General features: G+C 64.4%; 25 protein-coding genes and 1 pseudogene. 6 read left to right on the top strand and 20 right to left on the bottom strand.

What is annotated here, in order from left to right:
* The first annotated feature begins 120 nt into the window (after positions 1-120).
* Positions 121-1,107 carry a Bug family tripartite tricarboxylate transporter substrate binding protein gene (locus tag H9K76_RS14645; protein WP_187596111.1) on the top strand — a complete coding sequence of 329 codons (987 nt, stop codon included), beginning with the start codon at positions 121-123 and terminating at the stop codon, positions 1,105-1,107.
* A 169-nt stretch (positions 1,108-1,276) separates the two neighbouring features.
* Here the strand turns inward: H9K76_RS14645 and guaA are convergent, their stop codons facing one another.
* From guaA to guaB, 4 genes and pseudogenes are all read right to left on the bottom strand, one after another.
* Positions 1,277-2,893 (bottom strand): glutamine-hydrolyzing GMP synthase, encoded by a 1,617-nt coding sequence (gene guaA, locus H9K76_RS14650; protein ID WP_187596112.1) that lies wholly within the window; start codon positions 2,891-2,893, stop codon positions 1,277-1,279.
* Between the two features lie 41 nt (positions 2,894-2,934).
* A pseudogene (locus tag H9K76_RS14655) lies at positions 2,935-3,368 on the bottom strand (type II toxin-antitoxin system VapC family toxin).
* Positions 3,365-3,631 carry a type II toxin-antitoxin system Phd/YefM family antitoxin gene (locus H9K76_RS14660; RefSeq protein ID WP_187596113.1) on the bottom strand — a complete coding sequence of 89 codons (267 nt, stop codon included), beginning with the start codon at positions 3,629-3,631 and terminating at the stop codon, positions 3,365-3,367. Before H9K76_RS14660 ends, H9K76_RS14655 begins: the two are co-directional and overlap by 4 nt.
* A gap of 87 nt (positions 3,632-3,718) precedes the next feature.
* The gene (gene guaB, locus H9K76_RS14665; protein ID WP_187596114.1) at positions 3,719-5,194 is read right to left on the bottom strand and encodes an IMP dehydrogenase; all 1,476 of its coding nucleotides are present in this window, start codon (positions 5,192-5,194) and stop codon (positions 3,719-3,721) included.
* A 104-nt stretch (positions 5,195-5,298) separates the two neighbouring features.
* Here guaB and H9K76_RS14670 point away from each other — a divergent pair, with 104 nt between their 5' ends.
* On the top strand, positions 5,299-5,835 hold the full coding sequence (locus H9K76_RS14670; protein ID WP_187596115.1) for a DUF4124 domain-containing protein: 537 nt from the start codon (positions 5,299-5,301) through the stop codon (positions 5,833-5,835).
* Here the strand turns inward: H9K76_RS14670 and H9K76_RS14675 are convergent.
* Complete coding sequence (locus H9K76_RS14675) at positions 5,824-6,195, bottom strand: RnfH family protein (RefSeq protein ID WP_187596116.1); 372 nt, start codon at positions 6,193-6,195, stop codon at positions 5,824-5,826. The two genes, H9K76_RS14670 and H9K76_RS14675, sit on opposite strands and share 12 nt — an antisense overlap.
* Positions 6,188-6,628 (bottom strand): type II toxin-antitoxin system RatA family toxin, encoded by a 441-nt coding sequence (locus H9K76_RS14680; RefSeq protein ID WP_187596117.1) that lies wholly within the window; start codon positions 6,626-6,628, stop codon positions 6,188-6,190. Before H9K76_RS14680 ends, H9K76_RS14675 begins: the two co-directional genes overlap by 8 nt.
* Before the next feature lie 162 nt (positions 6,629-6,790).
* On the opposite strand from H9K76_RS14680, the gene smpB reads away from it, so the two are divergent.
* Both smpB and H9K76_RS14690 read left to right on the top strand, forming a co-directional pair.
* Entirely contained in the window at positions 6,791-7,264 is a 474-nt protein-coding gene (gene smpB, locus H9K76_RS14685) for an SsrA-binding protein SmpB (protein ID WP_187596118.1), read from the top strand.
* Positions 7,265-7,280: 16 nt separating this feature from the next.
* A complete protein-coding gene (locus tag H9K76_RS14690; RefSeq protein WP_187596119.1) occupies positions 7,281-8,117 on the top strand; it encodes a hypothetical protein in 837 nt (278 codons plus the stop codon).
* Between the two features lie 6 nt (positions 8,118-8,123).
* Here H9K76_RS14690 and H9K76_RS14695 read toward each other — a convergent pair whose 3' ends face one another.
* From H9K76_RS14695 to H9K76_RS14735, 9 genes are read right to left on the bottom strand one after another with little or no spacing between them, the layout of a single operon-like run.
* Complete coding sequence (locus H9K76_RS14695) at positions 8,124-8,432, bottom strand: EthD family reductase (protein WP_187596120.1); 309 nt, start codon at positions 8,430-8,432, stop codon at positions 8,124-8,126.
* 57 nt (positions 8,433-8,489) lie between these two features.
* The gene (gene paaE, locus H9K76_RS14700; RefSeq protein ID WP_187596121.1) at positions 8,490-9,599 is read right to left on the bottom strand and encodes a 1,2-phenylacetyl-CoA epoxidase subunit PaaE; all 1,110 of its coding nucleotides are present in this window, start codon (positions 9,597-9,599) and stop codon (positions 8,490-8,492) included.
* Between the two features lie 23 nt (positions 9,600-9,622).
* Complete coding sequence (paaD, locus tag H9K76_RS14705; protein WP_187596122.1) at positions 9,623-10,150, bottom strand: 1,2-phenylacetyl-CoA epoxidase subunit PaaD; 528 nt, start codon at positions 10,148-10,150, stop codon at positions 9,623-9,625.
* Complete coding sequence (gene paaC, locus H9K76_RS14710) at positions 10,150-10,929, bottom strand: 1,2-phenylacetyl-CoA epoxidase subunit PaaC (RefSeq protein WP_187596123.1); 780 nt, start codon at positions 10,927-10,929, stop codon at positions 10,150-10,152. The genes paaD and paaC overlap by 1 nt, the downstream gene beginning before the upstream one ends.
* Before the next feature lie 15 nt (positions 10,930-10,944).
* A complete protein-coding gene (gene paaB / locus H9K76_RS14715; protein ID WP_187596124.1) occupies positions 10,945-11,271 on the bottom strand; it encodes a 1,2-phenylacetyl-CoA epoxidase subunit PaaB in 327 nt (108 codons plus the stop codon).
* Positions 11,268-12,278, bottom strand: a complete 1,011-nt coding sequence (gene paaA / locus H9K76_RS14720; RefSeq protein WP_187596125.1) for a 1,2-phenylacetyl-CoA epoxidase subunit PaaA — start codon at positions 12,276-12,278, stop codon at positions 11,268-11,270. The genes paaB and paaA overlap by 4 nt, the downstream gene beginning before the upstream one ends.
* A 36-nt stretch (positions 12,279-12,314) precedes the next feature.
* A complete protein-coding gene (paaK, locus tag H9K76_RS14725) occupies positions 12,315-13,631 on the bottom strand; it encodes a phenylacetate--CoA ligase PaaK (protein WP_187596126.1) in 1,317 nt (438 codons plus the stop codon).
* 19 nt (positions 13,632-13,650) lie between these two features.
* Entirely contained in the window at positions 13,651-14,046 is a 396-nt protein-coding gene (paaI, locus tag H9K76_RS14730) for a hydroxyphenylacetyl-CoA thioesterase PaaI (protein WP_187600656.1), read from the bottom strand.
* 59 nt (positions 14,047-14,105) lie between these two features.
* Positions 14,106-14,885 (bottom strand): enoyl-CoA hydratase-related protein, encoded by a 780-nt coding sequence (locus H9K76_RS14735; RefSeq protein ID WP_425489594.1) that lies wholly within the window; start codon positions 14,883-14,885, stop codon positions 14,106-14,108.
* Positions 14,886-15,076: 191 nt separating this feature from the next.
* On the opposite strand from H9K76_RS14735, the gene H9K76_RS14740 reads away from it, so the two are divergent.
* Entirely contained in the window at positions 15,077-15,682 is a 606-nt protein-coding gene (locus tag H9K76_RS14740; RefSeq protein WP_187596128.1) for a phenylacetic acid degradation protein PaaY, read from the top strand.
* A gap of 50 nt (positions 15,683-15,732) precedes the next feature.
* Positions 15,733-16,431 carry a TetR/AcrR family transcriptional regulator gene (locus H9K76_RS14745; protein WP_187596129.1) on the top strand — a complete coding sequence of 233 codons (699 nt, stop codon included), beginning with the start codon at positions 15,733-15,735 and terminating at the stop codon, positions 16,429-16,431.
* Between the two features lie 18 nt (positions 16,432-16,449).
* Here H9K76_RS14745 and H9K76_RS14750 read toward each other — a convergent pair whose 3' ends face one another.
* The 5 genes from H9K76_RS14750 to H9K76_RS14770 form a co-directional block, all read right to left on the bottom strand.
* Positions 16,450-17,541, bottom strand: coding sequence for an enoyl-CoA hydratase/isomerase family protein (locus H9K76_RS14750; protein WP_187596130.1), 1,092 nt, complete (start codon positions 17,539-17,541; stop codon positions 16,450-16,452).
* 179 nt (positions 17,542-17,720) lie between these two features.
* Positions 17,721-18,737, bottom strand: coding sequence for a Bug family tripartite tricarboxylate transporter substrate binding protein (locus H9K76_RS14755; protein ID WP_187596131.1), 1,017 nt, complete (start codon positions 18,735-18,737; stop codon positions 17,721-17,723).
* Between the two features lie 75 nt (positions 18,738-18,812).
* Positions 18,813-19,304 (bottom strand): MaoC family dehydratase, encoded by a 492-nt coding sequence (locus H9K76_RS14760; RefSeq protein WP_187596132.1) that lies wholly within the window; start codon positions 19,302-19,304, stop codon positions 18,813-18,815.
* A gap of 28 nt (positions 19,305-19,332) precedes the next feature.
* Positions 19,333-20,520, bottom strand: coding sequence for a CaiB/BaiF CoA transferase family protein (locus H9K76_RS14765; protein ID WP_187596133.1), 1,188 nt, complete (start codon positions 20,518-20,520; stop codon positions 19,333-19,335).
* A 120-nt stretch (positions 20,521-20,640) separates the two neighbouring features.
* Positions 20,641-22,119: an extracellular catalytic domain type 2 short-chain-length polyhydroxyalkanoate depolymerase gene (locus H9K76_RS14770; RefSeq protein ID WP_187596134.1), complete on the bottom strand. Its 1,479-nt coding sequence runs from the start codon at positions 22,117-22,119 to the stop codon at positions 20,641-20,643.
* Positions 22,120-22,527 lie beyond the last annotated feature (408 nt).

Below are 22,527 nucleotides of genomic sequence, written 5' to 3' on the forward strand. Positions count from 1 at the left end.
AATCACGAAACGTATGGCGTAATTCTTTCTTGGTATTTGACGCAAATCAGCGCGTTTTTCATCATGAATGGCACGGAAATCGCAAGAGCACTCCGTCCCAAACACCACGAGGAATCGATCATGCCCACGACACGCGAGTTGCGTCGCTCCCCCAACCTGACCCGCTGCGTTGCGGCACTGCTGATCGCCGTCGGCGCCCAGGCCGCGGCACAGACCTTTCCCTCCAAGCCCGTGACCATCGTGGTGCCCTATCCACCCGGTGGCACGGCTGACCTGCTGGCACGCGCGGTGGGCGTCAAGCTGGGTGAACGCCTGGGGCAACCCGTCATCGTCGAAAACAAGGCCGGAGCGGGCACGGCCATTGGTACCCGCTACGTGGCCGACGTCACCCCCGATGGATACACCCTGCTGCTGGGCACGGTGAGTTCGCACGCCATCAATCCCGCCATGACCAAGGTAGGCTACGACCCGGTGCGCGACTTCGTGCCCGTGGCTCCACTCGCCTCGATTCCGTTCGTGCTGGTCGCCAACCCTGCGTCGCCCTACAACACACTCGCCGATGTGATCTCGGCGGCACAGGCCGCGCCCGGCACCATCAGCTATGCCTCGGCCGGACCGGGCACCTCCAACCACCTTGCGGGAGAAATGTTCGCCACGGCGGCCAAGGTCAAGCTGCTGCACGTGCCCTATCGCGGCAGCGCGCCAGCCCTCGCGGACGTGCTGGCCGGGCATGTACCCATCATGTTCGACCTGCAGAGCACGTCGGTGCCCAACATCCGCCAGAACAAGCTCAAGCCGCTGGCGGTGACTTCATCCCATCGCAGTGCCTTGCTGCCCAACGTTCCCACCGTGGCCGAAAGCGGTCTCAAGGACTACGAGGTCAGCGCCTGGTTCGCACTGTTCGCGCCCGCCAAGACCCCCGAGGTCGCGCAGCAGCGACTCGGAAAGGAACTCTCTGCGGTCATGCAGACACCCGAAATCAAGCAGCGCCTGCACGACATGGGCGCAGACCCCGACGAGCGCAGCAATGCGCAGTTCAAAAGTTATGTGCAGCAGGAAGCACGAAAGTACGAAGTCGTGATCAAGACCGCAGGGCTCAGTCAGTAAAGGGGAACGCTTGCCTTCCGCTGTATCCAACATCAGCGGGAATCGACTTTGGAATTGAAATAGGCGCATCCACGTTATGGCAACGCCGAATGCACGAGCTTGGATGCATTGGGATAAAGCACCCTGGTGCATCCGGCTGGCACTACTTCACGCCTGAGACGATGCTATTTCACTCCCACTCAATCGTCGCCGGCGGCTTCGAGCTCACGTCGTAGGTCACGCGGTTGATGCCGCGCACCTCGTTGATGATGCGGCCGGAGGTCTTCTTGAGCAGGCCGTAAGGCAGTTCTGCCCAGTCCGCCGTCATGAAGTCGCTGGTCTGCACCGCGCGCAGCGCCACCACGTAGTCGTAGGTGCGGCCGTCGCCCATCACGCCCACGCTCTTGACGGGCAGGAAGACGGTGAAGGCCTGGCTGGTGAGGTCGTACCAGCTCTTGCCGGTGGCTTCGTCGATCCAGTTGCGCAGTTCTTCGATGAAGATCGCGTCCGCGCGGCGCAGCAGGTCTGCGTATTCCTTCTTGACTTCGCCAAGAATGCGCACGCCCAGGCCCGGGCCGGGGAACGGGTGGCGGTAGACCATCTCGCGCGGCAGGCCGAGGGCCACGCCAAGCTCGCGGACTTCGTCCTTGAAGAGGTCGCGCAGGGGCTCGAGCAGCTTCAGGCCAAGCTGCTCGGGCAGGCCGCCCACGTTGTGGTGGCTCTTGATGGTGACGGCCTTCTTGCTCTTGGCGCCGCCGGACTCGATGACGTCCGGGTAGATCGTGCCCTGGGCCAGGAAGGTAGCCCCCTTGGCGTGAGCGTTGGCGGCCTTGAGCTTGCTGGCCTCCGCCTTGAAGACGTCGACGAACAGGCGGCCGATGATCTTGCGCTTCTGCTCCGGATCCGTGACGCCCTTGAGCTCACCCAGGAACAGGTCGGAGGCATCGACGCGCACGACCTTGGCGTGCAGCTTGCCTTCGAACATGTCCATGACCATGTCGCCCTCGTTCAGGCGCAGCAGGCCGTGGTCGACGAACACGCAGGTGAGCTGGTCGCCGATCGCGCGGTGGATCAGCGCAGCGGCCACAGAGGAATCGACGCCGCCGGACAGGCCCAGGATGACTTCCTCGTCGCCCACCTGCTCACGGATCTTCGCGACGGCTTCCTCGATGTAGTCGCCCATGATCCAGTCCGCGTTCGCACCGCAGATGCCGCGCACAAAGCGGTTGAGCATGGCAGCGCCCTGCACGGTGTGCGTGACTTCGGGGTGGAACTGCACGGCGTAGTAGCGACGCGCTTCGTCCGCCATGCCGGCGATCGGGCAGCTCGGCGTGGAGGCCATCACCTTGAAGCCTTCCGGCAGTTGGGTGACCTTGTCGCCGTGGCTCATCCACACCTTGAGCATGCCGTGGCCTTCGGGCGTGCTGAAGTCCTCGATGCCTTCGAGCAGTTGTGTATGGCCGTGCGCTCGCACCTCGGCGTAGCCGAACTCGCGGGTGTTGGAGCCTTCAACCTTGCCGCCGAGCTGGGTGGCCATGGTCTGCATGCCGTAGCAGATGCCCAGCACGGGCAGGCCCAGTTCGAACACCGCATCGGGTGCACGATCGTCCACCTCGTAGACGCTGGCGTGGCTGCCCGAGAGGATCACGCCCTTGAGCTTGCCGTCGGCGGCGAACTCGCGCACCCAGTCGCTTGTCACATCGCAGGGATGGACTTCGCAGTACACATGGGCTTCGCGAACGCGGCGTGCGATGAGCTGCGTGACCTGCGAGCCAAAATCGAGGATGAGGATCTTGTCGTGTTGCATGGTGGTTAAGGGCAGAAAAAAATCGGGTTGAATGGGGTGGTTCAGAGTTCGGTCAGATCCAGCAGGGCCACGCCGCTCTTCCTGGCGGCCCTGGCCTGTGCTTCGTCGAAGGTGGCCAACGGCAGCTTGAGCGAACGCGCAAGCCAGAGGTAGGCCGCGTCATAGACGGGCAGGCCCGTCTCCAGCGCCACATCCAGCACGGCCTTGTGCTGTGCGGGCGCCAGTTCGTGCAGTTCCACGCGATGGCGGATGGCTTCGAGCACCCCCACAGGCCTTCGACGGAGCCATGGGGAATGCGGCCCGCGTTCACACCGCTGGCAATCAGGTTGCCGCATTCCCATTGCCAGAGATTGGGCGCCTGCGGATCGAGTTCATCGCGGCGGATGCGCGCATAGAGGCGCTGCGTGGCCTCGCTGGCATGGTCGGGCAGCAGCCAGGCAGCGGTGACGGAGGCGTCGAGCACAAAGGCAGTCATGCGGCCTGGCTCCTTCCCGCCCTGCGCAGCGTCTCCGCGGATGGCTTCACGTCATCGGCAGGCGCGATGGTGGCCTGCAACGAGGCGATCTGGCCGAGCTCGCGCGCGATCTGCTCGTCAGAGATCACCGGGCGGCGGCGCACGGGCAGCATGCGCACCACCTCCTTGCCGTGGCGGGTGATGCGCACTTCCTCGCCCTGCTCGACCAACTCGATCAGAGCGGAAAAACGGGTCTTTGCTTCGTAGATGCCGACAGATTGCATGGTCCGAAAATAAAAAAATCTGGCCTGAACAATTAGCTCAGACCAGATTCTATCATTCTGACCAGAATTTTAAAAATTCAGGTCAGATTAATCCGCACGGTAGTTCGGCGCTTCCTTGGTGATCTGGACGTCATGGACGTGCGATTCACGGATACCGGCCGAGGTGATTTCCACGAACTCGGCCTTGTCGTTCATTTCCTGGATCGTGGCGCAACCGCAGTAGCCCATGGCCGCACGTACGCCGCCGGCCATCTGGAAGATGATGGCGATGACCGAGCCCTTGTAGGGGACGCGGCCTTCGATGCCTTCCGGCACCAGCTTGTCGGCGTTGGGGTTGCCGGTCGTGGCTTCCTGGAAGTAGCGGTCTGCCGAGCCTTGCTGCATCGCGCCGATGGAGCCCATGCCGCGATAGCTCTTGTACGAACGGCCCTGGTAGAGGATGACCTCGCCCGGAGCCTCTTCCGTGCCCGCGAACATGCCGCCCATCATGATGGTGGATGCACCGGCCGCGATGGCCTTGGCGATGTCGCCCGAGTAGCGGATGCCGCCGTCGGCGATCAGCGGAACGCCCGTGCCCTGCAGGGCCTGGGCCACGCTGTCGATCGCCATGATCTGGGGAACGCCCACGCCCGCGACGATACGCGTCGTACAGATGGAGCCCGGGCCGATGCCGACCTTGACCGCATCGGCACCCGCCTCCACGAGTGCCAGGGCCGCAGCGCCCGTGGCGATGTTGCCGCCGATCACGTCGACTTGCGGGTAGTTCTGCTTGACCCAGCGAACGCGATCGATCACGCCCTTGCTGTGCCCGTGCGCCGTGTCCACCACGATCGCGTCCACACCGGCCTTGACCAGCGCGGCCACGCGCTCTTCGGTACCAGCGCCCACGCCCACGGCGGCGGCCACGCGCAGGCGGCCGGCGGAGTCACGCGCGGCATTGGGGAAGCTGGTCTGCTTGTTGATGTCCTTCACGGTAATCAGGCCCTTGAGCTCGAACGCGTCGTTCACGACGAGGATTCGCTCCAGCTTGTGCTTGTTCAGCAGCGCCTTGGCCTGGGCGGGCGTGGTGCCGTCCTTCTCGTTCACGGTGACCAGGCGCTCGCGCGGCGTCATGATCTCCTTGACCTTGACGTCGTAGCGCGTCTCGAAGCGCACGTCGCGGCTGGTCACGATGCCGACGACCTTACCGCCATCGACCACCGGGAAGCCCGAAATGCCGCGCTCTTCGGAGAGCTGCAGCACCTGCAGGACGGTATGTTCGGGGGTGATCACCACGGGATCGTGAACCACGCCCGATTCGTGGCGCTTGACCTTGGCGACTTCGGCCGCCTGCTGCTCGGCAGTCATGTTCTTGTGAACGACGCCGATACCGCCTTCCTGGGCGATGGCAATGGCCAGGCGCGCTTCGGTCACGGTGTCCATGGCGGCGGACACGAGAGGCAGGTTCAGGGTGATGTTGCGCGTGAAGCGCGTGGAGAGGGAAGTGTCCTTGGGCAGGACCTGGGAGAACGCGGGCACCAGCAACACATCGTCGAAGGTGAGCGCTTTACCGAGCAGGCGCATGTGAAAGCTCCAAAAAAACGATTGTACCCGCCAGGTAACATTTCTGCAGAAAGCCGATGAAAAGCACTTGGATCGCGGCCCGGGCCACCGCTACACTCGGTCACATGAAACTCCACAAGATTCTCCTGGTGACCATCGCCTGCACGTGGGCGCTGGCAGCCTCCGCGCAATGGCAATGGCTCGACAAGGACGGACGCAAGGTATTCAGCGACCAACCCCCACCCATCGAAGTGCCGCAGAAGAACATCCTCAGGCAGCCAGGCGGCAGCAAGGGCCAGTCAAGGCCGGCGCCGCAGGCCGCCGGCACAGCGGATGCGGCAAGCGCCGCAGCCGCTCCTGCCAGCGCGGCCTCCGCCCCGGCGCTGGGTTCGGGCAAGGACAAGAAACTGGAAGAAGCCAAGGCCAAGGCCGATGCCGAAGAAGCCGCCAAGAAGAAGGCAGACGCCGATCGCACAGCCAAGGCACGCGAGGACAATTGCGCGCGCGCGCGCCGGGCCAGGGACACGCTGACCTCCGGCGGGCTGATCGGCCACGTGAATGCCCAGGGCGAACGCGGATTCATGGACGATGCCACCCGGGAGGCCGAACTCAAGCGAGCGGACGGCGTGATCGCCTCCGACTGTGGCAAGTCAGTACCCTGACTTGGCCCCTGCCCTGCGTTTGGAGAACAGCCCCGCACCTCGGCTGCCCTGGCTGGCGAAGCGCTCGCGCCGCGCGACCATCGGATCGACCTTGAGGCCCCGGCACCACTCCACGCGGTCCCCATCGCGCAGGCGCCGCTGCGGCGCGGCGATGCGCCCCCAGATGCTGATGCTGTAGCCGCCCTTGTCGTCCGCATCACGCGCCCCCTCGACACCGCAAGCGACAAGCGCATCCTGTGCGGTGGCGCCCGCTGGCAGCTCGAGCTGCCACTCGCGGGTTTCGCGCGCCGATGGGGAGGTGACAACGGTGACGCGCACTGGCACAGCAGCAGCAACCTTCGGCACCTTGAGATCAGCCATAGACCTTCTCGGCACGCTCGATGAAGGCATCCACCATGGAGCCCGCAATCTTGTCGAACACCGGACCGACAATGGCGGACAGCGTGAAGTTGTCGAAGCCATAGGTCAGCTGCAGTTCCACCTTGCACGCGCGCTGCGAACCATCGCCCACGGGGTGAAAGAACCAGTCGCCCTCAAGCTTGGAGAACGGCCCCTTCACCAGGCGCATGCCGACGCGCCGGTTGAGCTCGTGCGTATTGCGCGTGATGAACGATTTGTGGAATCCGCCGAGCGACATGCCGACCTCGGCTGTCATGCCCTGCTCGTCCTCCTCCAGCACCTTGGCGGAGTCGCACCATGGCAGGAATTCGGGGTACCTGGCCACATCGGTCACGAGCTTGAACATTTCCTCGGGGCTGTACCAGATCAGGACGGACTTGTTGACTGTTTTCATGAAAAGACTGCTGAACCCCTGCACCTCTGCGGGTTGACAAATGGCTGATTGTCGGCGCTCCAGAGTGCCGATGGCGCACTGGGCCTAAAATCCGACGGTGCGAGACGACAAATATTGTAGAGAGGACTTCCATTCCTCCTGTGCGCCCGCAACTATTCAACTATGGCAAACAAACCTGATACATCGTCGCGCATTGCGGATAACAAGAAGGCGAGCTTCAACTATTTCTTCGAGGAACGCTACGAGGCCGGCATGGTCCTGCACGGCTGGGAAGTCAAGGCCCTGCGCGAAGGCAAGGCCCAGCTCACTGATGGCTATGTGATCATCAAGGATGGCGAGCTCTACCTGATCGGCTGCCAGATCAATCCGCTCAAGACAGCCTCCACGCACGTCAGCCCCGATGCCGCGCGCATCAAGAAACTGCTGCTGCACAAGGAAGAGATCAAGCGCCTGATCGGCAAGGTCGAGCAGAAGGGCTATACGCTCGTGCCCATCAACCTGCACTGGAAGGATGGCCGCGCCAAATGCGACATCGCCCTGGCCAAGGGCAAGGCCGAGCACGACAAGCGTGACGTGATCAAGGACCGCGAAGGCAAGCGCGAGGTCGAGCGCGCGATGAAGAGCCGTCACCGCTGAATCGCAGCCCAATCTCATGAAACGCGCCTGGGGTGCCCCACTTCTCGCAGCCTGCCTCCTCATGGCGGGCTGCGCATCGGCGCTCGATACCAGCCAGAAGGCCGACCGCACGCAAAGCCCTGCCGCCGACGCACGCTGGCTGACGCTGGCAGTGACGCTTCCCGAAGATGCCAGACCGCTGCCCGTGAAGCTCCACTACGATTCGGCACGATGCAAGGAGCCCCGCAGCTATGGCGTGGGCGGACAGTCGCAAAGCGGCGTCGCGATGATGCGGGCCTCCCACTACGAGGACCTGGAACTCGTCAAGGAGCCGACGGGCAATCAGTACAAGGCCCGCCTTGCCATTGATGCCGGCGGGCCCTGCCAATGGATGTTGACATCCCTGGAAACCGCGTTCGCCTACACCTCGCGGCACCCGCTGGTCCAAGGCAGGGAAGTGCAGGCCCATCGGATCAGCTTTGAATTCGCGAAGGCGAAAGACGCGATCCGCGCGCCCAACGTGAGAATGGTTTTTCCCTACGTCCCGGTGATCATCACGGACGACGACATTCCGGAAAAAGAGCTGCGGCTGGCGCCGCTCGGTTTCTTTCTACCGCCGACCTTTGATCCATCGGCTTCGGGCACGATGTACCTGGTTTTCAAGGTGCATGACGACAAGCCCGTCACGGCCCGGTCCATCCCGAAGGACCGCTACCGCTATCTGGTGAGCTATCCCGACGGTTCGACAAGCATCAGCCCATCGAAGACCTCTGTGGGCAACCAGGACGCGAGAATCCGCTGCCTGGTCACGCCCGCCAAGGGCGATGAGAAGAAAAAGGACTGCTCGAACGTCCGTCCCGACGCGACGGACTGAGCCCCTTCAGAGCACTTCGGCCATCTGCAGCACCGGCCGGATGTTGGTGTAGTTGGGCACGTCATCGGCCAGCATCATACGGTGGGGAACGAACGAGGCCTGGAAGGCCTCCAGCGAATCAAAATACATGTGCACGGCGGCCACGAAGGGCGGCTTGGAGCCGGGAGCCGCACCACCCAGGCCCTTGTCGATTTCCGCCCTGCGCATCGCATCGCCGGTGAGCTGTCGGCACAACGGAATATGCTTGGTCACGTAGTAGTCCATGTCGAAGGTGCTGCCTTCTTCATTCGGGTAAAAGACGGAAAATTTGATCATGAAGTTACCTTGGGTTGAATCGACGATCGAAATCTGAAGCCGGAGATCACCAGCTTATCAGCGGTCATCAAACGACAGCACCACGCGCGGCGTGAGCGGGTGGGACTGGCAGGTGAGCACATAGCCGTTGGCCACCTCCTTCTTGTCGAGCGCAAAATTGCGCTCCATGCGCACCTCGCCCGCCACGAGCTTGGCACGGCAGGTGCCGCAGACGCCCGAGGTGCAGGAGTACGGAACCTCCATGCCCGCGGCAGAGGCCGCATCGAGAATGCTGGGCTGGCCCTTGCTGTAGGCGATCTCGCGCGAGAGGCCGTCACGAATGATGGTGATGCGCGCCGTCTCGGCGTCGCCCGGCCTGGCCTCATGCACCACGGCGCCGACCTGGCCGCCTGCCTGACCGTTCGCCTGGCCGGTCACCGGCAGCGCCACGCCAAAACGTTCGATATGGATGCGCTCCTCGGGGACGCCCGCCGCCAGCAGCGCGGCCTCGGCCTCGTCGTTCACCTGGAACGGACCGCAGATGTACACATGATCGATCTTGTCCACAGGCACCACGCTCGTCAGGAACTCGGTGATCTTCTCGCGGTTCATCATGCCGCTGTTGATGGGGGCGTCCGTGTGCTCGTCGGAGAACACATGCTGCAGCACGAGGCGCGACATGTAGCGGTTCTTGAGGTCTTCGATCTCCTCCTTGAACATCGTGGAGCGCAGCTGGCGGTTGCCATAGATGAGCGTGAAGCGGCTTCCCGGCTCGCGCGCCAGCACGGTCTTCATGATCGAGAGAATCGGCGTGATGCCGCTGCCGCCCGCGATACCCACATGGTGGCGGCGCGATGCGGGAGCTATGGGAACGAAGAAGCGCCCCTGCGGAGCCATCACCTGCAGCGTGTCGCCGGGCTTCAGGTGCTCATTGATCCAGTTCGAGAACACGCCGCCGCGCACCTTGCGCACCCCCACGCGCAGTTCGCCATCGTCCACGCCCGCGCAGATCGAGTACGAGCGGCGCAGGTCCTGGCCGTCGATCTCGGAGCGCAGCGTGAGGTATTGGCCCTGCGTGAAGCCGAACACCTCGCGCAGTTCCGGAGGCACGTCGAACGAGACGATCACGGCCTCGTGGGTGTCGGGCTCGATGGCGCGCACGCGCAGCGGATGGAACAGAATGCTCATGGTTGCACCACTTTCAAGCTCTGCTAGAGGGGTTTGAAATGCTCGAAGGGCTCGCGGCATGCAAGGCAGCGGTAGAGTGCCTTGCATGCGGTTGCACCAAAGGAGGAAAGACGCTCGGTCTGTGCGCTGCCGCAGCGCGGGCACTGCGGCGATGCCGCCAGGGCACGCCCAAAGAAACGGATCGGCACGGCACCATCCGCATGCACCGGTCCGGGCGGCGCGATGCCGTATTCGGCAAGCTTGCGGCGGCCGGCATCGCTGATCCAATCGGTCGTCCACGCGGGTGCACGGCGCAAGGTGACGCGTGCAGTGCCCAGGTCCGCGGCGTGAATGGCACTCAGCACATCCTGCTCGATCACCTCGGTGGCCGGACAGCCGGAGTAGGTAGGCGTCAGCACGATCTCGAGCACATCATCGGGCAGCACCTGCACGTCGCGCACGATGCCCAGGTCGCATACCGAGATGGCGGGCACTTCCGGGTCCGGCACCTCGCCCAGCACACGCCAGGCAGCGGCGATGCGCTCCTGGCCCGAGATGGCGGCAGCGGCCATCACCAGGCTCCGCCCGGAAACGCGCGCTGCAGGTACTGCAGGTCGGCCAGCATGAAGCCCATGTGCTCGCTGTGCCGGCCGCGCTTGCCGTCGCTCTGGAACTTGCTGTCCGCGGGCACAGGCAGCGTGGCTTCCTGCAGCATGGCACTCATTTCCAGCATCCAGGCCTCGCGCAGTTCGGACCAGCGCGGCCCCCAGCCCGCTTCGGCCGCGGCAACGTCCGCTGCGTCGGTGTCGAAGAGTTCGCTTGCATAGCGCCACAGGGCATCGAGCGCAACCTGCATGCGGCGGTGCGACTCCTCGCTGCCGTCACCAAGGCGAACCACCCAGTCCGCGCTGTGCTGCTGATGGTAGCGGGCCTCCTTCAGCGCCTTGGCGGCAATCGCCCGCAGTTCATCGTGGACGCTCTCCTCCGCCAGCCGGGCCCACAGCAGCTTGAACCAGGTGGACAGCATGGCGTTGCGCAGCACGGAGAACGCGAAATCGCCGCGCGGCAGCTCGGCCATGGTCACGTTGAAATAGTCGCGCTCCACGCGCAGGAACGCGAGCTGGTCTTCGTCCAGGGCCGGCGACTGCAGGCTGCCCGCCAGCGTGAGCAGCGCGCGCGACTGGCCGATGAGGTCGAGCGCGATGTTCGCCATGGCGATGTCTTCCTCAAGGATGGGAGCGCGCCCCGTCCATTCGCCCAGGCGCTGCGCCAGGATCAGCGCCGAGTCGCCGATGCGCAGCAGGTACTGCACGGCAGGCGTGAGTTCGAGTTGTATGGATGCGTTGGACATGGTCTTGCTGGCGGATCACATGTGATCCACCTCCTTGGGCAATTGGAAGAACGTCGGGTGGCGATATACCTTGTCTTCGGCGGGATCGAAGAACATGTCCTTATCGCCGGGATCGCTCGCGACGATCTGGTCGGACTGCACCACCCAGACGCTCGAGCCCTCCTGGCGGCGCGTGTAGACGTCGCGCGCCATCTGGATCGCCATCTTCGCGTCGGCCGCGTGCAGGCTGCCGCAGTGCTTATGGTCCAGGCCCGCCTTGCTGCGCACGAAGACCTCCCACAGCGGCCACTCCGTGCTTGCATTGCTTGCGTTGCCTGCCTTGGTGGTATCGGTAGCGCTCATGCGGCCTCCTTGATGCTGCGTTGCTGCTGCTTGCGGGCATGGGCGAGTGCGGCCTCGCGTACCCAGGCGCCCTCTTCCCATGCGTTCACACGCGCGGCGAGGCGCTCACGGTTGCACGGGCCGTCGCCGCCGATCACGCGCCAGAACTCGTTCCAGTCGATGGCGCCAAAGTCGTGGGCCTGGCGCTCTTCATTCCATCGAAGGTCCGGATCCGGCAGGGTCACGCCCAGGATGCGCGCCTGCTCGACCGTGGCGTCGATGAACTTCTGCCGCAGTTCGTCATTGCTCACGCGCTTGATGCCCCAGCGCATGGACTGCGCGCTGTTGGGGGATTGGTCATCGGGCGGGCCGAACATCATGATGGACGGCCACCACCAGCGGTTCACGGCGTCCTGCACCATGTCCTTCTGCGCCTGCGTGCCCTTCGTCATCATGGTGAGCAACGCATCGAAACCCTGCCGCTGGTGAAAGCTCTCCTCGCGGCAGATGCGGATCATGGCGCGCGCATAGGGTGCATACGAGCAGCGGCAGATCGGCACCTGGTTCATGATGGCCGCGCCATCCACCAGCCAGCCAATGGTGCCGATATCGGCCCAGGTGAGCGTGGGGTAGTTGAAGATCGAGCTGTACTTGGCCTTGCCGGTGTGCAGCGCATCGATCATCTGGTCGCGCGAGGTGCCCAACGTCTCCGCCGCCGCATAGAGGTACAGGCCGTGCCCGCCCTCGTCCTGCACCTTGGCCAGCAGGATGGCCTTGCGCTTGAGCGTGGGGGCACGCGTGATCCAGTTGCCCTCGGGCAGCATGCCGACGATCTCCGAGTGCGCATGCTGGCTGATCTGGCGCAGCAGCGTCTTGCGGTAGTGATCGGGCATCCAGTCCTTCGCTTCGATGAACTCGCCCGCATCGATGCGTTCGTCAAAGCGCTGCTGCAGACGTGGGTCCTCGGCCGCGCGCAGAGCGCCTTCGGCAGGCTCCTTGCCCATCGTGTCCATGGCTTGTGTGTACATGACGGAAGCTCCTTGATGAAGATGGCCCGGCGCTGCTCAGCGCGGGCGCTTGTCGATCACGCGTCGGGCTTTTCCGGTGAGCGTGCGCTCGATGGAATCGGGCTCCATCACCCGCACCCGGGTGGAAATGCCGATCAGCGTCTTGATGCGCTGCTGCACCCATTGCGCTATCTCGCCGCGCTCGCGCTCGTCGGTGCCGCGCAACTCAGGCTGCAGCTCGCAGTGCACTTCGACTTCATCGAGCAGGCCTTCGCGGCTCAGGTGCATCTGATAGAGCCCGGTGAGCTTGGCATGGGCCAGCACGATTTCCTCGACCTGCGTGGGGAACACGTTCACGCCACGGATGATCATCATGTCGTCGCTGCGGCCCACGATCTTGCCCATGCGGCGGAACGAGCGTGCCGTGGGCGGCAGGAGGCGCGTGAGGTCGCGCGTGCGGTAGCGGATGATGGGCATGGCCTCCTTGGTGAGCGAGGTGAAGACCAGTTCGCCCTCCTCGCCGTCCGCCACGGGTTCGCCGGTCTCCGGGTGGATGATCTCGGGATAGAAATGGTCTTCCCAGATCACCGGGCCGTCCTTGGTCTCCACGCACTCGCTGGCCACGCCCGGGCCCATCACCTCGGAGAGCCCGTAGATGTCGACAGCATCGAGCGCGGCCTTTCGCTCGATATCGTGACGCATGGCCTCGGTCCAGGGTTCGGCACCGAAGATGCCCACCTTCAGCGAACTGGCGGCCGGGTCCAGCCCCTGCCGCGTGAACTCCTCGATCAGCACCTGCATGTAGCTCGGCGTGACCATGATGATGTCGGGCTTGAAGTCGTTGATGAGCTGCACCTGCTTCTCGCTCTGCCCACCCGACATCGGGATCACCGTGCAGCCCGCACGCTCCGCGCCATAGTGGGCACCGAGGCCGCCCGTGAACAGCCCGTAGCCATAGGACACATGCACCATGTCGCCCGGCCGGCCTCCCGCCGCACGGATCGAACGCGCCACCAGATCGGCCCAGGTGCCGATATCGTTCAATGTGTAGCCGACCACCGTGGGCTTGCCCGTGGTGCCGCTCGATGCGTGGATGCGGGCGATCTTCTCGCGGGGCACCGCGAACAGGCCGAACGGATAGTTGTTGCGCAGGTCGGCCTTCACCGTGAACGGGAACTTCGACAGATCGGAGAGCTGCCTGAGATCGTCCGGGTGCACGCCCTTGGCGTCGAACGCGCGGCGGTAGTGCGGCACGTTGTCGTAGGCGTGCTGCAGCGTCTCCTTCAGGCGCCTGAGCTGCAGCGCGGAAATCTCGTCGCGGCTGGCCTTCTCGATGTCGCAGAGGTCGGCAGGGTCCGGGATCTTCACGGTCATGGGTTGGTCTCCTGCATCATCAAACCGGCTCACCGACAGCGGGCTTGCCCTTCATCGTGTACGAGCGCCCGCGAAATGCCGCGATGCGCTCCCCGTTCTGGTTGCGGACATCACAGTCGTAGAGCCCGGTGCGTCCCGAGCGGGAAACCTCCACCGCATGCGCGGTGAGCACGTCGCCTTCGCGGCCCGGCGCGACAAAGTCCACCGTGATCGACGAGGCCACCGCGAGCTCGTTGTAGGAGTTGCACGCGAACGCGAATGCCGAGTCTGCGAGGGTGGTGATGAAACCACCATGGCAGGTCTGATGGCCGTTGAGCATGTCGCCCCGCACCCGCATGGTGAGCGTTGCGCGGCCCGGCGCAATCGCCGTGACCTCCATGCCAAGCGCACGCGAAGCGCGGTCATTGCCGAACATGTGGTCGCGCACATGTTCCGCGATCTGCTGGGGGTGGCTGCCGTCATGTCGCTCTCGCCTCAGCGATCGGTGAACTGAGGTGCGCGCTTGCCGCGGAACGCATCCACACCTTCCAGGTAATCATGCGAGCTGCCGAATTGCGCCTGCACCCGTGCTTCCATTTCCAGCGCACCGCGCATGTCGAGATGCTGCGCCTCATTCAAGGCCCGGCGCGTGGCCACCAGCGCCTTCGTGGGCATCGCGGCAAGGCGCGCGGCCAGCGCCTGCACGGCATCGCGCAGTTCGGCATCCTCCACGCATTGCCAGATCATGCCCATCTGCGCGGCCTGCTCGGCGGGCAGCCTGTCGCCTGTCAGTGCCAGCGCCATGGCGCGTGCGTGGCCCACCAGGCGAGGCAGCAGCCAGGTGCCGCCGGTGTCGGGAATCAGCCCGATCCTGGCGAACGCCTGTATGAAGCTGGCCGACTTCGCGGCAATCACCACGTCACAGCACAGCGCGAGATTGGCTCCGGCTCCAGCCGCCACCCCGTTCACGGCCGCGATGACCGGAACGGGCATGGCGCGGAGGGTCTCGACCAGGGGCAGGTAGTTCCGCGCGATCAATGCACCCAGATCCTGCCCTGGCGCGGCCTGCGGGTCTCCCAGGTCCTGCCCCGCACAGAAGCCCCGCCCGGCCCCCGTGATGACCACGCAGCGAACGGCAGCCTCGGCTGCTGCAGCGTCCAGGGCTTCGCGCAACTGCGCATGCATCTCGGAGGTGAAGCTGTTCATCGCCGCCGGGCGATTGAGCGTCAGCGTGCGTACCGCGCCGGCATCTTCCACCAGAACCAGTGACTCCATCGTCATCACTCGCCTTTCATCGTGAAGGGATCTGCTGTCGATCGGCTCACCGCTTCCTTGGCTGCAGCTTGATAAGTCGCATGAAAACATAATTGACCGACCGTTCGGTTTATTTTAAGATGACTCAAATCAAACTTTCAAGCCACCCGCATTAGGTGCATACCCTGCCCTGCTGCCGTGAGGAGACCCCCATGCCCTGCTATTCCATCGAAGGCGTCATTCCGGTGATCGACTCCAGCGCCTACGTGCACCCCACCGCCGTGCTGATCGGCGATGTGATCGTCGGCCCGGACTGCTACGTGGGGCCGGCCGCCTGCCTGCGCGGCGACTTCGGGCGCATCGTCATGCACCGCGGCGCGAACGTGCAGGACACCTGCGTGGTGCATGGCTTCCCGCGGCAGGACACGGTGATCGAGGAAAACGGCCACATCGGCCACGGGGCCGTGCTGCACAGCTGCGTGATCCGGCGCGATGCGCTGGTGGGGATGAATGCGGTGGTGATGGACGAGGCGGAGGTCGGCGCGGCATCCATCGTGGCGGCCTGCGCGTTCGTGCCCGCGGGCATGAAGGTTCCACCGCGCAGCCTGGTCGCCGGCATGCCCGCCAAGGTCAGGCGCGAGCTCTCCGACGACGAGATCGCCTGGAAGCTCGAAGGCACCCGTACCTACCAGGATCTCACGCGCCGCTGCCAGGCCAGCATGCAGGAGGTCGAGCCGCTCACGGCCGTCGAGACGAATCGCCCGAGCGTGAAGTCCGTGGAGGTGAAATCGCTGATCGAGACCCGCCGAGGCGATTGATCCCAAGACCTGATTCAGCCCCCTGCAGAGACAACCAAAGGACTCCCTCCATGCCACGCGGACGCGCAGCCAACTATGACGATCAGCGCGAAATGATCCTGGAGCAGGCCGCGCAGCTGTTCGCGCGGCGCGGCTACTCGGCCACCTCGATGAACCAGGTCGCCGAGGCCTGCGGCCTGTCCAAGGCGTCGCTCTACCACTACTACCGGGACAAGTACGCGATGCTGGTGTGCATCGCGGAAGATCACGTCACCCGACTGGCGGCGCTGATCGAGGATGAGCAGGTTCGGCAACTGCAGGGCGAGGCACGGCTGCGCCATCTGATCCAGCGCATCGTCGAGGAATATGCCGATGCGCAGAGCGCGCACCGCGTGTTGACCGAGGACGTGAAGTTCCTCGAGGACGATGACCGCCGGCGCGTGCTCGACAAGGAACGCGTCGTGGTCGAGGGATTCGCGCGGGCCGTGGCCGAGTCGGGCAAGCTCGACGGCAGCAAAAATATGGCGGGAATGGCCAAGCCGCTGACCATGCTGCTGTTCGGCATGATCAACTGGATGTTCACCTGGATGCGGCCCGATGGCGAGCTCAACTACAGCGCCATGGGGCCCGTGGTGGCAGATCTTTTCCTGGGCGGGCTGCCGAACGTGAAGCCACCCGGCCTTGTCGTGCCGTCCTTCACTCCCGCGCTGTCCCCGTCGTCACTGGCACCCCCGCCCGCGAACAGGCAGGGGGCTGAGGCCGGAGCCTGAAGCAACGCGATGACGTTCTCAGGCCAGGAATGCCAGCGGATGCGAGTGCGCCGGCCAGGGGCTCTTGAAGAAGGCCTGCACCAGCTCGGCATCCACTTCCTCCACGCGGGCGGGATTCCACCGGGGTGCGTGGTCCTTGTCCACGACCAGCGCACGAATGCCTTCGATGGTCTCGCTCTGGCCGGGGCGCAGGTAGAAGCAGTGGCGCACCATGTCGCGCTCCATCCGCAGGTCCTCGGCAAGCGTCATCTCGCGGGCCCGGCGCACCTGCTCGAGCACCACCTCCAGCATCAGCGGCGAGCGCTTGCGCAGCGCGGCGGCGGTCTTCTGGCACCACTCGTCGCCATCCTTCTCGAGCGCCTGCACGATGTCGCGCGCGGTGGGCAGCGCAAAGTACTTCTCGATGTGCGGCAGGTTGCCGATCGCACCTTCGCCCGCGGCGACGTACTGCGATGCTATCCACTTCTGCACGGCGGCGCTGTCGGCGAACTTCTCTGCACCGAGTTGCTCCCAGACGGCAGCCTGCTTGTCGGACGGCATGAAGCCATCGGCCAGCTTCGCGGCGATGGCGGATGCGCCGTCGATGGTGTCGCCGGTCAACGCCAGCCACTCGCCCACGCGGCCCGGGCAGCGCGACAGGAAGTACCCGCCGCCCACGTCGGGGAACAGGCCGATGATGGTCTCCGGCATGGCCATCTTGGTGCGCTCGGTGACGATGCGCGCCGAGCCGCCCTGGCTGATGCCCATGCCGCCGCCCATGACGATGCCGTCCATGAACGCGATGTAGGGCTTGCCGAACTCGTGGATCAGGTAGTTCAGCGCATATTCCTCGGTGAAGAAGTCCTCGATCTCGGGGTTGCCGACCGAGCCCGCCTTGTGCAGGAAACGGATGTCGCCACCCGCGCAGAACGCGCCGAACGGTCCTTCCCGGCCGTTGCCGCGGATGGCCACGGCCAGCACCTTGTCATCCTTCTGCCATGCAAGCAGCGTGGCGAGCAGATCGCGTACCATGCCCAGCGAAAGCGCATTCAGCGCCTTCGCGCGATTGAGAGTGATGAAGCCCACTTGGCCACGTACTTCGGTCAGAACTTCTGCCGCCATCTCCGTCATTTTTCGTCCTTCCAGGGGAAGCTATCAAGGTTGCACGAATGGCCGCGAGCGTTCGCCGCGCGGCCTGTCTCAACCGGATAGTCTATAGGCTACATGGGCACCTGGTGCAACAGCGTTCCAGATGCCGCATCCTCGATTGCGCCATTTCATGGGCAATCCGCGACAACCCTCGTCCAGGGTCACTCCAGGGACACGCCCGTGCTCTTGACCACTCCCGCCCAGCGCTTGAGCTCTTTCTGGATGTAGTCGCCATACTCGGCGGGTGTCGAACCCAGCGGCTCCGTGCTCTGGATGGCGAGCTTCCTGAGCACCTCCGGGTCCTTGAGTGCATGGTTGAATGCCTGGTTGAGCCTGTCGATCACTTCCTTGGGCGTCTTTGCGGGCACCATCACACCCTGCCATGCGCCGGACTCATAGCCGGTCATGCCGCTCTCCGCGAGCGTCGGCGCCTGCGGGAAATTGGGCAGGCGCCTGGGCGTGGACACCGCCAAAAGCTTGAGCTTGCCATCCTTGATGAAGGCGGACACGGAATTGATCGTGTCGGTCAGGAAATCGATCTGCCCGGCCACCAGATCAACGTCCGCGGGCGCGCTGCCCTTGTAGGGAACATGTGTCGCCTCGATGCCGTAGTGCTGCACGAACTGGTATGCCGCCAGGTGCGTCACGTTGCCGTTGCCCGCCGAGCCATAGGAAATACGGCCCTTCTGGTCCTTGGCGAACTGCACATACTCGGCCACGGTGTCCGCCTTGACCTTGCCCGGATTCACCACCAGCGCCAACGGCACCACCGCCGTCAGCACCACGGGGGCCAGTTCGGTGTTCAGGTTGTAGCTGAGCTTCTTGTAGAGCGACGGACTCAGCGCGATCGAGGAGGTGTTGTAGAGCACCGTGTAGCCGTCAGCGGCTGCCTTGGCCACGAAGGCATTGCCGATGTTGCCATTGGCCCCCGGCTTGTTGTCCACGATGACCGATTGCTTGAGCTGCTCGCCCACGCTCTGCGCGAGCACACGCGCCACCATGTCGGTAGGGCCTCCTGGCGGGAACGGCACGACCAGCGTGATCGGCTTGGCAGGCCAGGTGTCGGCCCGTGCGGCCGGCCCACCGGCCAGGGCGGCCATGCCGAGGCCTGCTGCGATGAGCTGCAGGGCAAGCCGGCGCTGCGCGCCCGTGGATCGCCGGGAAGCGGAATGATGCATGGTGTCTGTCTCCTTTTTTTGAATGTCTTGAATGTCTTGAATGGATCGAATGCGCAGGGTTCGAGAGAGAGTCAATCAGGGCCGTCCGGCGAGCAACCGGGTGGCCGTGTACTCCATGACCACTTCCTGCCGCTGGTTGTAGACCGTGATCTGCGAGGTCACCACGGCGCGGTTGCTCTTGCTCGTGGGACGTATGGCGGTCACCTCGACCAGGGCCTGCACCGAGTCGCCCACCAGCACCGGGCCGAGGATCTTCTGGTGCAGCTCCAGCATGGCAAGGCCCGTTCCCTGGATCATCGACTGCAGGATGAAGCCTTCGATCATCGTGTACGTGAGAGCGCCCGGCACCGGCCGGCCGTTGATGGCACCGGACTCGAAGGCGGCGTCGATGAAGATGGCCTCCACCATGCCCGTCACGTTGATGAAGCCCACCAGATCGGCTTCGGTGATGGTGCGGCGGAACGTGCGCCATTGCTGACCCACGGAAATGTCCTGCCAATAGACGCCCTGCCCCATGCGCGGGATGGCGTTCAGGGTGGCGGGATCGGGCAATGCGGTCTGTGTCATGTATTGCTGTCCTTGTTCATGGGGTTGCTCAGCGCTTGAGCGCGGCGATCTGCGCATCGCTCAGGCCGGCCTGCCGCAGCAGCTCGTCCGTGTGTTCACCCAGCCGCGGCGGCACGCTCATCGGGGCCTGCCGGCCGTCCATGCGCACGGACGAGCGCGCAAAACGCAGCTCGCCCATGGCCTTGTCCTGCAACGATACGAAGAACTGCGTGGCCCGCAGGTGCTCGTCGCTTGGCAGGTCGTCCAGCCGGGCCACGGGCGCGGCGGGTATCTCGAGCCGATCGCACAACGCAAGCCAGTGCGCCGTGTCGTTCTGCTCAAGAAAGCTGCCCAGCAGATTCAGCAGCTCATCGATATGCCGCGTGCGTGCCGCCTGGCTCGCATAGCGCTCGTCCGAGGCCAACTCGGGCCGGCCCATGGATTCGAAGAACCTTCGCCAGTGCTGGTCGGTGTAGGGCATCATGCAGACGTAGCCATCGCGCGTCCTGTAGGGCCTGCGCGAGGCGGCCATCACGCGCGGGTAGCCCGGCGCGCTCAACGGCGGATTGAAGTGCATGCCGTAGAAATGCTCGACCAGGTTGAAGCCCACCATGGTCTCGTACATCGGCACCTCGACAAAGCAGCCCTCGCCCGTGCGTTCGCGCTGGAACAGTGCGGCCAGGATGGCATGCGCCCCCACCAGGCCGCAGGTCTTGTCCGCCGCAATGGTCGGCAGATAGCGCGCCTCGCCTGTCTGCCGGTCCATCAGGTCGGCCAGGCCGCTCATGCCCTGGATCACATCGTCGTAAGCAGGCAGGCCGGCGTAGGGACCGTCTTCACCAAAGCCATGCAGGCCCACATAGACCAGCCGCGGAAACCGCTTGCGCAGCGTGGCCACGTCGAGCCCGAGCCCTGCCAGCTTCTGCGGGCGCATGCTGTGCATGAACACGTCGGCGGTGGCCAGCAGCGCCTGCAGAGCCTGCTGCGCATCGGCCTGCTTGAGATCGAGTGCCACGCTTTTCTTGCTGCGGTTGCTGCCGAGGAACATGGCGGCCATGCCCTTCTCCCGCGCCGGACCCGTATGGCGTGTGGAGTCGCCCGAGGGCGGCTCGATCTTGATGACCTCGGCACCGTAGTCCGCCAGCACCTGGCTGGCGTAGGGCCCAAAGATCACGCTGGACAAATCCAGCACGCGCACGCCGGCCAGTGGCCCGGCGTAGGGCGAATCTGCTTGCATCTGCAGTGTCTCCTGACATCTCGGTCTATCGTGTCAGGGGATTATTGGGATTGGCCGAATATGCGTCCAATTCTAAAAAGTGCGAAGCCGATACGAGTTTCGTATCGGCTTCGCGGACGCTCAGGGGCAGGTGCCGATCACGTAATAGTTCGATGCGGTCTGCTTGAGCGTCGTGGTCACGAACAGGTTCCACAGGCCCATGTTCTGGTTGGAGCCGTTGGCATACGCATAGCCTCCCTGCTGGTACGCTCGCCCCGCCTGCGTGTGGGCATAGTTGCTGGCCGTGGTGCAGGTCGCTGGCTGGGTGGTCGATGCCAGCGTGGTTCCGCTCACGGCCGCCGAGGCCTCGCTTTCGGCGCCACTGGTGCCCACGGCTCGCACCGTCCAGCCATAGGTGGTCGATGCGGCGAGCGCCGTGTCGGTGTAGCTGGTGGCAGGGACAGTCAGCGCATTGGCCTTGTTTCCATTGCGATAGACGTTGTATCCGCTGGCCCCCGGTACACCGGTCCATGCAAGGTTCATGCTGGTCGCCGTGGCGCCCGAGAGTGTCAGGCCCGTGGGCGCGGGCAGCGTGGGATCGGTAGGTGTCGTTCCGCCGCCGCCGCTCGCGAGGCGGTCCACCATGGCCTTGATGGCCACCATCTGCGGGCCGCTCTTCTTGGCGTAGTTGGCGCTGTCATAACCCCACCAGTCGAAGCAACTGTTGGTGGCTCCCGTGCCTGTCTGCGGATACAGCACCACGATGTTGTTGGTGTCCGCCCAGCGGTTGTAGCCCGTGTTGCGCACGTACTTCTGCTGCACGTCCGTCAGGTTCTGCTTGCATCCGTGAAGCACCACGTGCAGGCGACAGGCCGTGGTGCTGCCCGCCTTGCATGACTGGGGCACATAGGCCCAACCCGTGGTTCCCATCCCGTGGTTGGCAATGAACTCGGCCTGGTTGAACTCGACGAAGTTGTCCTCTGGCAGCGCCGCGGCATTGCGTGCGTTGAGCGGGCCGTACAGATGTTGCAGCAGTGTGCCGGCCAGGTCGAAATTGCAGTTGTTGATGTAGGGCGCGCCCTTGTAGGAACAAGTGCCGCCATAGTCATCCGTCACCATCGCGTGCTCTGCGGCCAGGTCCTTCTTGTAGACGATGTTCGCCGCTGGAACGAAGCTGCCGTAGTAGCTGCGCAGGGCATCCATGACACCAGGCTTGACCACCGAGTCGAGCGAGCCTGAGAACAGGTAGACGCGCGAGTTCTGCAGGTTGCTCACCGGATCGATGCTGCCCTGGCCGGCCCATGTGTTGGTCGTGCTGACCAGGGTGCTGGTCGGAATGCCCGTCGGCGTGACCATGCAGCGCCCCGTCGCATTGACGATGGAGCCCTCGGCGCAGTAGAACGGGCCGCCAGCCACGATGCCGGCACCCTTGGCGAACGTGGCCGAGTAGGCCACGTGCAACTGCACGGACATGAAGCCGCCCGCCGAGAGGCCCGATACCGTGGTCTGGGTCTTGTCGATGTTCAGCGCCGGCAGATTGACCGCGGCAAAGGCGCCGCTGGCGCCCCAGAGTGCGCAGGCAGCCGCAAGCGCCGCCGGGCGGAAGAGTGAAAAAGCCATGTGTCTGTCTCCTGATGTGGTCTGACGTCAGGGGCCTTCCCGCACTGTTCCTCGTACGTGAAGGCCCTCCAGATGCCCCGTGTAGCCCGGGGTTCCGCTTCATGGAAGTCGCTGGAAAAAAGGCGCGGCCGCGCCTGCGGGATGTGTCCCGGCGCATCCGGATGGAAGATGCCCCGAGCCTCGCCAAACGGAATGCAATCCCTCCCGTTGTGTTGCAGGCCCAATGCACGCTCCGTGCCAGGAGACGGCACCTTGAACATGAAGGAAAGATGACAGGCGGATGAAATAACTGACCAATACTCGGACATTTGCAATGCCTAAACATCAGACAACTGTATGAATACCGATCAGGGTTAACCAGCGAAATAAGGTCAGACAGACCTGCCACCGCCCCCAGAGACAGGGCTC

Source organism: Diaphorobacter ruginosibacter (assembly GCF_014395975.1).
In the GTDB taxonomy this organism is placed as follows: Bacteria; Pseudomonadota; Gammaproteobacteria; order Burkholderiales; family Burkholderiaceae_C; genus Diaphorobacter_A; species Diaphorobacter_A ruginosibacter.